Source organism: Paracoccus sp. FO-3 (genome assembly GCF_006386455.1).
Lineage (GTDB): Bacteria > Pseudomonadota > Alphaproteobacteria > Rhodobacterales > Rhodobacteraceae > Paracoccus > Paracoccus versutus.
Genome location: NZ_VCBQ01000002.1, coordinates 14,467 through 26,601, shown reverse-complemented (window position 1 = coordinate 26,601; position 12,135 = coordinate 14,467). Strand labels below are relative to the sequence as shown.

12 protein-coding genes and 1 riboswitch are annotated in these 12,135 nt (G+C 66.5%); of the genes, 5 read left to right on the top strand and 7 right to left on the bottom strand.

The annotated features are described in order from the left end of the window. From thiS to thiD, 3 genes are read right to left on the bottom strand one after another with little or no spacing between them, the layout of a single operon-like run. Entirely contained in the window at window positions 1-198 is a 198-nt protein-coding gene (gene thiS, locus FE811_RS00715; protein ID WP_036753591.1) for a sulfur carrier protein ThiS, read from the bottom strand. Beyond that, window positions 182-1,159, bottom strand: coding sequence for an FAD-dependent oxidoreductase (locus FE811_RS00710; protein WP_116223258.1), 978 nt, complete (start codon window positions 1,157-1,159; stop codon window positions 182-184). Before FE811_RS00710 ends, thiS begins: the two co-directional genes overlap by 17 nt. After that, entirely contained in the window at window positions 1,156-1,983 is an 828-nt protein-coding gene (gene thiD / locus FE811_RS00705) for a bifunctional hydroxymethylpyrimidine kinase/phosphomethylpyrimidine kinase (protein ID WP_116223301.1), read from the bottom strand. The genes FE811_RS00710 and thiD overlap by 4 nt, the downstream gene beginning before the upstream one ends. A gap of 67 nt (window positions 1,984-2,050) precedes the next feature. Further along, window positions 2,051-2,154, bottom strand: a riboswitch (TPP riboswitch). A gap of 181 nt (window positions 2,155-2,335) precedes the next feature. Between thiD and FE811_RS00700 the strand changes: the two genes are divergently transcribed. Then, on the top strand, window positions 2,336-2,938 hold the full coding sequence (locus FE811_RS00700) for an HAD family phosphatase (protein WP_116223302.1): 603 nt from the start codon (window positions 2,336-2,338) through the stop codon (window positions 2,936-2,938). A gap of 92 nt (window positions 2,939-3,030) precedes the next feature. On the opposite strand, the gene FE811_RS00695 is transcribed toward FE811_RS00700, so the two are convergent. From FE811_RS00695 to FE811_RS00680, 4 genes are all read right to left on the bottom strand, one after another. Then, entirely contained in the window at window positions 3,031-3,744 is a 714-nt protein-coding gene (locus tag FE811_RS00695; RefSeq protein WP_140846475.1) for a hypothetical protein, read from the bottom strand. Window positions 3,745-3,958: 214 nt separating this feature from the next. Continuing rightward, on the bottom strand, window positions 3,959-4,393 hold the full coding sequence (gene aroQ / locus FE811_RS00690) for a type II 3-dehydroquinate dehydratase (protein ID WP_116223259.1): 435 nt from the start codon (window positions 4,391-4,393) through the stop codon (window positions 3,959-3,961). Between the two features lie 28 nt (window positions 4,394-4,421). Then, window positions 4,422-5,123 carry a response regulator transcription factor gene (locus FE811_RS00685; protein WP_116223260.1) on the bottom strand — a complete coding sequence of 234 codons (702 nt, stop codon included), beginning with the start codon at window positions 5,121-5,123 and terminating at the stop codon, window positions 4,422-4,424. Beyond that, complete coding sequence (locus FE811_RS00680; protein ID WP_114536086.1) at window positions 5,116-6,987, bottom strand: PAS-domain containing protein; 1,872 nt, start codon at window positions 6,985-6,987, stop codon at window positions 5,116-5,118. Before FE811_RS00680 ends, FE811_RS00685 begins: the two co-directional genes overlap by 8 nt. A 121-nt stretch (window positions 6,988-7,108) precedes the next feature. Between FE811_RS00680 and FE811_RS00675 the strand changes: the two genes are divergently transcribed. The 4 genes from FE811_RS00675 to FE811_RS00660 all read left to right on the top strand — a co-directional run bounded on the left by FE811_RS00675 (window position 7,109) and on the right by FE811_RS00660 (window position 12,108). Further along, on the top strand, window positions 7,109-9,085 hold the full coding sequence (locus FE811_RS00675; protein WP_072462196.1) for a long-chain fatty acid--CoA ligase: 1,977 nt from the start codon (window positions 7,109-7,111) through the stop codon (window positions 9,083-9,085). Window positions 9,086-9,087: 2 nt separating this feature from the next. Next, entirely contained in the window at window positions 9,088-9,897 is an 810-nt protein-coding gene (locus FE811_RS00670) for an ABC transporter ATP-binding protein (RefSeq protein ID WP_175562346.1), read from the top strand. Between the two features lie 10 nt (window positions 9,898-9,907). Further along, window positions 9,908-10,888, top strand: coding sequence for a branched-chain amino acid ABC transporter permease (locus FE811_RS00665; protein ID WP_140846473.1), 981 nt, complete (start codon window positions 9,908-9,910; stop codon window positions 10,886-10,888). A 143-nt stretch (window positions 10,889-11,031) separates the two neighbouring features. Continuing rightward, window positions 11,032-12,108, top strand: coding sequence for a branched-chain amino acid ABC transporter permease (locus FE811_RS00660; RefSeq protein WP_036753573.1), 1,077 nt, complete (start codon window positions 11,032-11,034; stop codon window positions 12,106-12,108). Window positions 12,109-12,135: the final 27 nt, after the last annotated feature.

Genomic DNA, 12,135 nt, shown 5'->3' with positions numbered 1-12,135 from the left:
TCAGCCCCCCTGCATCGGCGCCACGACTTCCAGCGCGTCGCCATCCTTCAGCGTGGTTTCCGCCCGCGCGGCGGCGGGCAGGAAGGCGCCGTTCAGCGCCGTCGCCACCTTGGCCGCGCCCAGTCCGATCTCGGCCAGCGCGTCCTGCACGGACGGGCCGTTCAGGTCGCGCGCCTCTCCGTTAAGGGTGATCTTCATCCATGAACTCCGGTTTCCGGCCCTCGAGAAGGTAATCGGCGGCCATGCGGGCCACGGCGGGGGCCAGAAGATAGCCGTGGCGGTAAAGGCCGTTTGCGTAAAGCGTGCCGCCGCGCCGGCGCAGGCGGGGCAGGTTGTCCGGGAAGGCCGGGCGCGCATCCGAGCCAAGCTCCAGGATCTCGGCCTCGGCAAAGCCGGGATGCAGGGCATAGGCGGCCGACAGCATCTCGACCGCCGAACGGGCGGTGACGCGATACTTGCCGCCGGTCTCCAGCATGGTGGCGCCGATCATGTAGACGCCATCGCCGCGCGGCACGAGGTACAGCGGGATGCGCGGATGCAGCAGGCGGATGGTGCGGGTCAGGGTCACTTCCGGGCAGCGGATCACCAGCATCTCGCCGCGCACGCCGCGCAGGTCGGCCAGTTCGTCCTTGGCCGCCAAGCCGCGCGCGTCCACCACAAGGCCGGTGGGCGTCCCCTCGGTCTCGATCTGGATGCCGCGTTCCTCCAGCCGGTCGCGCAGCGCCAGCAGGGCGGCGCGCGGGTTCAGGTGCGCCTCGGTCGCGAAATGCAGCCCGCGCGGGAAGCGGCCGGACAGTTCCGGCTCCAGCGCCGCGATTTCGTCGCCGTTCACCGGCTGATGCGCCTCGGTCAGCCGGGCGAAACGGTCGAGTTCCGCCCGGTCGCGCGAGGGCGCCAGCACCAGCGTGCCGCGGCGGATGACCTCGGCCCCGTTCGCCTGCCACCAGTCGGCGGCCTCGACGCCCAGGCGCAGCACCACCGGCTCGGCGCTTTCGGCCTCGCAATAAGGGGCGAGCATCCCGCCCGCGCGCCAGCTGCAGGCTTGCGATCCGGGCTTGCCGGCCGGGTCGATGATGCGCGGCAGGGTGCCGCGCTGGGCCAGTTCGGTGGCGATGCAAAGCCCCATCACCCCGGCGCCAAGGATGGTGATCTGGTTCATGCCTGCCCCCAGAGCGCGTGGAAATGATGCACCGGGCCATGGCCCAGCCCGACCGACAATTCGTCGGCGCGGGCGATGGCGGCCTGCAGCCAGCCATGGGCGCGGGTCACGGCCTGCGCCACCGTCATGCCCTGCGCCAGCCCGGCCGCGATGGCCGAGGAAAGCGAACAGCCGGTGCCATGGGTGTTGGGCGTCTGCTGCCGCGGCGCGGTCAGGACCAGCGGCTCGGGACCGATCAGCAGGTCGGTGCAGCTGTCCTCGGTTGCGTGGCCGCCCTTCATCAGCACGTTGGCGGCGCCCAGAGCGCGCAGCGCCTCGCCCTGCTGGCGCATTTCCTCGGGGGTCGCGGCGGCGGCAAGGTCCAGCAGGCGCGCGGCCTCGGGCAGGTTGGGGGTCAGCACGGTCGCCAGCGGGATCAGCTGCTCGCGCAGCGCCGAGACGGCCTCGTCCGGCAAAAGCGCGTCGCCGGATTTCGCCACCATCACCGGGTCCAGCACCACCGGGACCGGGTTGTCCGCCAGCAGCGCCGTCAGCCGGCCGGCGACGACCGTGATCGCATCCACGCCGCCGACCATGCCGATCTTGACCGCGCGCACGTCCAGGTCGCCGAAGACCGCGTCGATCTGGGCGGCGATCATGGCGGGGCTGACGGGTTCGACCGCGGCGACGGTGCGGGTGTTCTGCGCGGTGATCGCGGTGATGACCGAGGCGCCATAGACGCCCAGCGCCGAAAAGCTTTTCAGATCGGCCTGGATTCCGGCGCCGCCGCCGCTGTCCGAGCCGGCGATGGTCAGCGCGATGGGATGGGGCTGCAATCCCGACATGGCCCGCCTTTCGTTTCGGCCGGGCACGCGGACGCTGGGCGGATGGGTGGCGGCCTGGGATTGCGGGCCGCGTCACTCTACCCTTCCCTACGCCGGCATGACCCGGATCAGGTTCGATGGGTCGGTGCCCGGCACCTCTCAGCCCCGTGCGGGGCTCCCCAAGTGTATGAGTCTTCCGCGCGACACTAGGCTCCGGCGCCCCGTATTGCAAGGGCCGCGCGCGGCCGGCCCCTCGCTGTCGCGGATCCGTCGGCCTTGCCGGCAGCATGGCGGGGCGCGCGGCGCGGTTTTCGGGCTTTACAGCGCCGGGATTTCCGGCCGATCTGGGCGCGGCGAAATGCGGAAGGATGCGATGAAAAGCGTGATCTTCGACCTGGGCGGGGTGCTGATCGACTGGGATCCGGCGCTGGCCTTTGCGGATGTGTTCACCAGCCGGGCCGAGGCCGAGGCCTGGATGGCCCGCATCGACTTTCCCGGCTGGAACCGGATGCAGGACGGCGGGCGCAGCTTTGCCGAGGGGCTTGCCGCCGCCCGCGCCGCCCATGGCGACGAGGCGCGCCACCTGGCCGGCTATCTGGCGGCTTTCCCCGTCACCATCGAAAAGACCGTGCCGGGCAGCTGGGCGATTGCCGAGGCGCTGCTGGCCCGCGGGGTGCCGCTTTATGCGCTGACCAACTGGTCGGCCGAGACCTGGCCCCATGCGCTGGAACTGCATTCCCGGCTGGGCGGGCTGTTCGCCGACATCCTGGTCTCAGGCCAGGTCGGCGCGCTGAAGCCCGAGCCCGCGATCTTTCGGCTGCTGATGGACCGTAACGGGCTGCGCCCCGAGGACTGCATCTTCATCGACGACAGCCCGGCCAATGTCGAGGGCGCCCGCGCGCTGGGCATCGACGCGATCCGCTTTACCAGCGCCGAGGCGCTGGGCGAGGATCTGGCGCGGCGCGGGGTGTTTTGAGGGGGCGGCTAGTCCGCTTTGCGGGACCGGAGCGGTCATTCGCAGCCTGCATGAGCAGGAGAAATCTATCAGCAAAGACCTCACGTTGGCATTTAAGAAAGCAACTCAATTAAAACACTGCTTTTAATAAGATACGATAGTCCAGCATGTGCGCCCGACCCATCCGCAACCTTTATGTGGCCAGCATTCACGCCAATCATTTTACTTCCTCGAAATCCGCCGCCGTAAGTAATGCCGGCGCCAGACTGAAGTCCTCTATCTAAAGTAAAAACAGGTGAGCCAGAATAGCCGCCCCATGAGAATCCCTCAATTGCAATGCGCCTTGCGTCGCCGCTGAGACCATGCCCGATAAAATTCTGCGATGGATCACTTGCCACCCACCCGGTTCGCATTACCGGCTGATTAGACGCTCCATGATACACTGGGAAAGCCACAATGTCGGAGATATCTACCTCGGAAAAGTCGGCGTCTGCCGCTAAGTAGCTTTCCTCAATCGGTACCACGCTGCCTGGCAACGCTCCGTCAATTCTGACATTGCTCAGATCAACCACGGCAACATCTTCCTTCTCATTTTTTGGAAACAGAATCTGTGGTGGGCTAAAGGAAAAATCAAACGGCAGCAGATTTCCGTCACAATATCCCGCAGCGACTACCTTTCTCAAAGCCCAATTTTTCTTGCGGGGGTCACTGTAGCTTGCATCGAAGACATGCCTGTTTGATACAAGATACAACTTTCCGGCGCTTGTCCTTAGGAAAAATGCCGTACCGGAAGCAGACTTCTCGTTACCGTATTCGTCAAAATACACAGAAACCCTCGTTGCGCTGTACAAGTGCTTCCGGGTCAGCGGGTGATACATATTCACGCCTCAAATGTTCTGAATGGGTTCACGATACAGATTGCTGCGTTTTCCTCGTGAGTCGCAAACAACGCTTTGAATTCCAGGAGGTTGAACGTGCGTCTAGGTAGTGCGGCTACGGTTCGGCCGTCCGCTTCGGGCTCAAACCACCGCCCCAGCCCACCTATCCCACCAGCTTCGCCACGTGGCGCAGCGCCAGCAGGTAGCCGTGGATGCCCAGGCCGGCGATCACGCCCTCGGCGCGCAGGCTGACATAGGAATGGTGCCGGAAGCTCTCGCGCTTGTGGACGTTCGAGATATGCACCTCGATCACCGGACCGTCGAAGGTGTTCAGCGCATCCAGGATCGCGACCGAGGTGTGGGTGAAGGCCGCCGGGTTGATGACGATGGCCTGGGCCGATCGCCGCGCCTCGTGGATCAGGTCGATGATCGCGCCCTCGTGGTTCGACTGGTGGAAGGCGATCTCCAGACCAAGCTCGGCCCCCAGCGCCCGGCAGTCGCGTTCCACGTCGGACAGCGTGGTGCTGCCATAGATCTCGGGCTGGCGCTGGCCCAGAAGGTTCAGGTTCGGGCCGTTCAGGACATAGACGGTGGGCATGGGCGTTCTCCGGCAGATCGGGGGCAATCTAGCCCAGTTCGGCCAGAAAGATATAGCCCGCGCCGTAGATCGTCTTGATCAGGCGCGGGTTCTTGGGATCCTCGCCCAGCTTGGTGCGCAGGCGCGAGATGCGCACGTCCATCGCCCGGTCGAAGCTTTCCCCCGCCGTGCCGCCCAGCGTTTCCAGCATCTGCGCGCGCGAGATCAGCCGGCGCGGATTGTCCAGGAACAGGCGCAAGACCTCGGCCTCGGCATGGCTGATCGGGGTCTCGGCGCCTTCGGGCGAGGTGAGCGTGTAGCGGTCGAAATCGGCCGACCAGCCGGCAAAGCGGACCTGCTGGCGGCCGGGGCCGGTCTCGCGCTGGGGCTTGCGCAGCCGGGCGCGGATGCGGGCCACGACCTCGGCCGGCTCGAAGGGCTTGATGATGTAGTCGTCGGCGCCAAGCTCCAGCCCGGTCACGCGGTCCTGCACCTGCGCCCGGCCCGAGATGATGATGATCGCCGCGCCGGATTCGCTGGCCAGCCGGTGGACCAGCGCCAGCCCGTCGCGGTCGGGCAGGCCCAGGTCGATCAGGCAGGCATCGGGCTGGATGCGGCGCAGCGCCGCCTCGAACTCGGTGGCGCGGGCGAAGCCCTGGGTGCGAAAGCCCGCGTCTTCCAGCGCCGCGGATAGCAGGCGGCGGATTTCGGGCTCGTCGTCGAGAATGGCGATCAGGGGGGCGTCAGTCATCTGTCTCTGCCATGGCCACGGCCAGTTCGGTGTCGCCAAAGGGCTTGGTCAGGACCGGGCAGTCAAGCCCCGATCTGCGCGGATCGCCCGGCGGCAGCGCCGTCATCAGCACCAGCGGCAGGCCGCGGCCCCGCAGATCCGCCCCCGAACCGTCGCCCAGTTGCAGGTCGGAGAGGATCATGGTCAGCCCGGCCAGGTCGGTCAACCCGCGCGCCTCGGCCAGCGAGCCGGCCTCGATCACCGAATGGCCCTGGGCGGTCAGCATCTCGCGGATATGGGCGCGGATGGCGTCGTCATCCTCGACCAGCAGCACCAGTTGCGGGCGGGCGGCGCGCAGCGGCAGGCGGATGGTCACCTGCGCGCCGCCGCCCTCGGCATTGCCCAGCCGCAGGGTGCCGCCCGCCAGCTTGATCTGGTCATAGACCATCGACAGGCCAAGGCCGGTGCCCTGGCTGCCCTTGGTGGTGAAGAAGGGCTCGGTCGCGCGCGCCAGCGCCTCGTCGGAAAAGCCGGGGCCGGTATCGGCGACCGCGATCTCCAGCCAGCGGCCGGCGGGCCGGACGGTGACGCCGATGCGCCCGCGGCCCCGCATGGCGTCGCGCGCGTTCAGGATCAGGTTGAGCAGCACGTCCTGAAGCACGCCGGGGTCCAGCATCACCCGCGCCGGCAGATCGCCGATGCGGGTGTCCAGCGTGACGCCCGCGCCCAGCGTCGGCCGGGTCATCGCCGCCAGGTCGTCCAGCATGGCGCGCAGCCCGACCGGCTGCGGCTGGTGCTCGCGCCGGCCGGTCAGCGCCGAGATGCCGTCGAGCAGCCGCACCCCGCGCCGGGCGGCGGCCAGCGTGGCCTGCACGTCCTCGGCCTGTTCGGGCGGCAGTCCGGCGCGGGCCAGCCGGCCCTGCAGGCCCAGGATGATGGTCAGCAGGTTGCCGAAGTCATGCGCCAGCCCCGAGGTCATCTGCGCCGCCACCGCGCGCTTGGCGGCATGGGTCAGCGCCTCGCGCGCCTGCACCTCGGCGGTGACGTCGGTGGACAGGATATAGACGCCGCGCCCGTTCTGGTCGGGGGTCAGCGCGATGCGGATGCGCCGACCCGAGGGCGGGTGCGTGATCTCGAACACCTGCGGCTGGCCGGCGATGGCGCGGTCCAGGTGCGGGCGGATGCGGGCGAAGGTCTCGGCGCCCAGCACGGTTTCGCATTGGCAGCCGATGATCGAGCGATTCGCGCCTGGAAACACCATCGAGATCTGGTTGTTCGAGAAGGTATAGCGATAGTCGCGGTCCATATGCGCGATATGGGCCGGGACCATGGCGGTGACATGGCGGGTGCGGGCCTCGGATTCGGTCAGGATGCGCTTGGCCTCCTCCAGCGCGGCATTGGTCGCGGCCAGGGCGCGGTTCGCGGCCGACAGCCGCTCGGCATTCTCCAGCACCAGCTCCGAGAGTTCCTCGGACCGGGCGCGCAGCAGCGCTTCCTGCCGCTTGATATGGGTGATGTCGGTATAGACCGCGATCCAGCCGCCCTGGCTGAGCGGCGCCCCCTCGACCGAGATCCAGCGGCCGTCGGCGCGCTTTCGTTCCATGTAATGCGGCTGGAAGGTGCGGGCCTGGTCGACGCGCTCGCGAATCGCGGCCTCGGGGTCGTCCTGGGGGCCGTATTCGCCGCGATGGACCAGGTAGCGGATCGTATCCTGGAAGGTGGCGCCGGTGCGGGTCAGCTCGTCCGGCAGGCCGAACATCGCCTGATAGGGGCGGTTGCAGACCGCCAGCCGCAGGTCGGCGTCGAAGATCGAGATCGCCTGCTGGATCAGGTTCAGCCCCGAGCGGGTCAGTTCGGCGTGCCGGTCGTTCGTGGGCGTGACCATTCCTGGCATTGCGCGGTCCCTGTAACAATTCGTAGGATTCAGGAAAAACTGACGCAAGGATTGCCGCAGTAAGCTGAGATTGCCAGAGGGAAGAGGAGCCCTGACGGCAAGGGGAGGAACCATGCAGAACGCTGAGGCGGCCCAGGCCGGTTTGCAGTCGATTCCAGCGTTGCTGGCGCGCAATGCCGAACGCTTCGGCAACCGGCCCGCCTATCGGGAAAAGGAATTCGGGATCTGGCAAAGCTGGACCTGGGCCGAGGCCGCGGACGAGATTCGCGCCCTGGCGCTGGGCTTCCTGGTGCTGGGCCTGAACCGCGGCGATCACGTCGCCATCATCGGCCGCAACCGCCCGGCGCATTACTGGGCCATGGTCGCGGCGCAGATGTGCGGCGCGGTGCCGGTGCCGCTGTATCAGGACGCGGTGGCCGAGGAGATGGCCTATGTGCTGGACCATTGCGGCGCCCGCTTCGTCGTCTGCGGCGACCAGGAACAGGTGGACAAGGTGCTGGAGGTCGGCGCCCGTGCCCCTTCGGTCGAGCATGTGGTCTATACCGACAAGCGCGGGATGCGGAAATACGACCATTCCCGCATGAACGCGCTGGCCGATGTCCAGGCCGAGGGCCGCGCCGCCCAGCAGCGGCTGGGGCACGAACTGGACGCGCGCATCGCCGAACTGGGCTATGACGATACCTGCGTGATGCTGTATACCTCGGGCACCACCGGCAAGCCCAAGGGCGTGGTGCTGTCCAATCGCAACATCATCGAGACCGGCAAGAACACCGCCTCCTTCGACCACCTGACCGCGCGCGAGGAAGTGCTGGCCTATCTGCCCATGGCCTGGGTCGGCGACTTCATCTTTTCGGTCGGGCAGGCCTATTGGGCCGGCTTCACCGTGAACTGCCCCGAGGGCGCGCATACGATGATGACCGACCTGCGCGAGATCGGGCCGACCTATTTCTTCGCCCCGCCCCGCGTCTTCGAAGGCCAGCTGACCTCGGTGATGATCCGCATGGAGGATGCCGGCCGCTTCAAGCGCTGGCTGTTCCGGCATTACATGGAGATCGCCCGCCGCGTCGGCCCGGCGCTTCTGGACGGCAAGCCGGTCGGCGCGCTGGACCGGCTGCGCTACGGCCTGGGCAACCTGCTGGTCTATGGGCCGCTGAAGAACACGCTGGGCTATTCCCGCATCCGCGTCGGCTATACCGCGGGCGAGGCGATCGGGCCCGAGATCTTCGATTTCTACCGTTCGCTGGGCATCAACCTGAAACAGCTCTACGGCCAGACCGAGGCCAGCGTCTTCATCACCCAGCAGCCGGACGGGCAGGTGCGCTCGGACACGGTCGGCGTGCCCTCGCCCGGCGTCGAGCTGAAGATCGCCGAAAGCGGCGAGGTCTTCTATCGCTCGCCCGGCACCTTCGTCGAATATTACAACAATCCCGACAGCACCGCCTCGACCAAGGATGCCGAGGGCTGGGTGGCGACCGGCGACGCCGGCTTCTTCGAGGAGGCGAGCGGGCACCTGCGCATCATCGACCGCGCCAAGGATGTGGGCCGCATGGCCGATGGCCGGATGTTCGCGCCGAAATATGTCGAGAACAAGCTGAAGTTCTATCCGAACATCCTGGAGGCGGTGGTCTTCGGCGCCGGCCGCGACATGTGCACGGCCTTCATCAACATCGACCTGACGGCGGTCGGCAACTGGGCCGAGCGCAACAACATCGCCTATGCCAGCTACCAGGAACTGGCCGGCCATCCGCAGGTCTATGCGACGATCAAGCAGCATGTCGAGGCGGTGAACGAATCCGTCGCCGCCGACCCGATGCTCTCGGGCTGCCAGATCAGCCGCTTCCTGGTGCTGCACAAGGAACTCGACCCCGACGACGGCGAGATGACGCGCACCCGCAAGGTGCGCCGCAACATCATCGCCGAGAAATATGCCGACCTGATCGAGGCGCTCTATGACGGCCGCGACACGGTCAGCACCCGCACCGAGGTGACCTACGAGGACGGTCGCAAGGGCGAGATCCGCGCCACGCTGAAGATCGAGGACGCCCGGACCTTCCCGACCCAGACCATGCAGAAGGTGGCCGCGGAATGACCATGCAAGAAGGCTATACCACCGCCGACGGCCGCCAGATCGGCGGGGTGCTGATGGATCTTCGCAACATCACCCTGCGCTTCGGCGGCGTGACGGCGATCAAGGACATCAGCTTCGACATCCGCGAGGGCGAGATCCGCGCCATCATCGGCCCGAACGGCGCCGGGAAATCCTCGATGCTGAACGTGATCTCGGGCTTCTATGTCCCGCAAGAGGGCGAGATCTGGTTCGAGGGCAAGCGTCGCCCGCCGATGAAACCCTATGAGGTGGCGCGGCTGGGGCTGGCCCGCACCTTCCAGAACATCGCGCTGTTCGACGGCATGTCGGTGCTGGACAACATCATGACCGGGCGGCTGAACATGATGAAGGCGCCGATCTGGAGCCAGGCGCTGTGGTGGGGCCGCGCCGAGCGCGAAGAGGTCGAGAACCGCGAGCAGGTCGAGAAGATCATCGACTTCCTGGAAATCCAGAACATCCGCAAGACGCCGGTCGGCCGGCTGCCTTACGGCTTGAAGAAACGCGTCGAACTGGCCCGCGCGCTGGCGGCCGAGCCGCGGATCCTGCTGCTGGACGAGCCGATGGCCGGCATGAACGTCGAGGAGAAGGAGGACATGTGCCGCTTCATCCTGGACGTGAACGACGAATTCGGCACCACCATCGCGCTGATCGAACATGACATGGGCGTGGTCATGGACCTGTCGGACCGGGTGGTGGTGATGGATTACGGCCGCAAGATCGGCGACGGCACCCCCGACGAGGTGCGCAGCAATCCCGAGGTCATCAGCGCCTATCTTGGCGTGGCGCACGAGTAAGGGGGCGGCGATGGAATTTCTCTACGCAAGCGAAGTCCTGGCGAACGGCCTGATGGCCGGGGTGATGTATTCGCTGGTCGCGCTGGGCTTCGTGCTGATCTACAAGGCCTCGGGCGTCTTCAACTATGCCCAGGGGGTGATGGCGCTCTTCGCCGCCATGACGCTGGTCGGCATCATGGAGGGCCGCGTGCCCTTCGCCCATCTGATCAACGCGGCCTTCGGCGTGCATGTGTCGAGCTTCGGCTGGACGGTGCCGGGACTGTTCGCCATCCTGCTTACCGCGCTGATCATGGTGGGCCTGGCCATCGCCATCGAAAAGCTGGTGCTCAAGCACCTGGTCGGGCAGGAACCGATCATCCTGTTCATGGCCACCATCGGCCTTGCCTGGTTCCTGGAAGGGCTTGGCGACGTGATGTGGGGCGCCGACGTGAAGGTGCTGGACGTGGGCCTGCCGCAAGGCATTTCCGAGACGGTCGAGACGATGACGAACGACTGGCTTGGCTACGGCTTCTTCATCGACCGGCTGGACATCTGGGCGGCGGTGATCGCGGCGGCGCTGGTCGCGGCCCTGGTCGGGTTCTCGCAATATACCAAGCAGGGCAGGGCGATGCGCGCCGTGGCCGACGACCATCAGGCGGCGCTGTCGGTGGGCATCAGCCTGCAGTTCATCTGGATCATGGTCTGGTCGATCGCCGGGTTCGTGGCGCTGGTCGCGGGCATCATGTGGGGCACGAAATCGGGGGTGCAGTTCTCGCTCTCGCTGATCGCGCTCAAGGAGCTGCCGGTACTGATGCTTGGGGGCTTCACCTCGATCCCCGGCGCCATCGTCGGCGGGCTGATCATCGGCATGGGCGAGAAGCTGTTCGAATATTTCGTCGGCTCCATGGTTGGCGGGGCGACCGAGAACTGGTTCGCCTATGTGCTGGCGCTGATCTTCCTCGTCTTCCGGCCGCAGGGGCTGTTCGGCGAGCGCATTATCGAGCGGGTCTGAGGATGAAAAGATTCTATGCCTCCGGCGGGGATATTTGGACACGAAAGAAGCGCGGAATCTTGCGTTCTTCCGTGGAGAAATATCCCGCGGGGGTGTGGGGGCGCGAAGCCCCCACGGGCAAGGCGTGACGCTGGGAGGAACGGATGTTTTACCGCGAGGCGGGTGATTTCAAGACGAGCTATCGCGACGATGGCCAGACCTTTCCGATCCGGCTGGATCGCTGGGGCTATTACGCGATCCTGGCGGTGGCCTTCCTGGTCGTGCCCTTCGTCATCGACAGCTACTGGGCCAATGCGGTTCTGGTGCCCTTCCTGATCTATGCCATCGCCGCCATCGGGCTGAACATCCTGACCGGCTATGCCGGCCAGGTCAGCCTGGGCACCGGCGGTTTCATGGCGGTGGGCGCCTATGCGGTCTACAAGCTGATGACGAGCTTTCCGGGCGTGCCGATCGTCGTCCATATCGTCCTGGCGGGGGCGATCACCGCCGTCGTCGGCGTGCTTTTCGGCCTGCCCAGCCTGCGCATCAAGGGCTTCTACCTGGCCGTGGCGACGCTGGCCGCGCAGTTCTTCCTGGTCTGGCTCTTCAACAAGGTGCCGTGGTTCTACAACTATTCCGCCTCGGGCCAGATCAACGCGCCCGAGCGCACCATCCTGGGTTGGGCGGTGACCGGGCCCGCCACCACGGCCTCGGCGAAATACCTGATCTGCCTCGTCTTTGCCGTCGTGCTGGCCTGGGTCGCGCGCAACCTGACCCGCGGCAGCGTGGGGCGCAAGTGGATGGCGATCCGCGACATGGACATCGCGGCCGAGATCATCGGGGTGAACCCGCTGACCGCCAAGCTGTCGGCCTTCGCCGTCTCCAGCTTCTTCGTCGGCATCGCGGGGGCGCTGCTGTTCTCGGTCTACCTGGGTGCGGCCGAGGCCAGCGAGGCCTTCGGCATCAACAAGAGCTTCCTGGTGCTGTTCATGATCATCATCGGCGGGCTTGGCAGCATCTTCGGCAGCTTTGCCGGCGCCGCCTTCCTGGTGCTGCTGCCGGTGCTGCTGAAGAATGTGCTGGTGGCGCAGTTCGGGTGGCCCACCGACCTGGCCGCCCACATCGAGCTGATGATCGTCGGCGCGCTGATCGTGTTCTTCCTGATCGTCGAGCCGCATGGGCTGGCGCGGCTCTGGGCGCTGACGAAGGAAAAACTGCGGCTCTGGCCGTTCCCGCATTAACGACCGGACAACCGGCACAATCAAAAC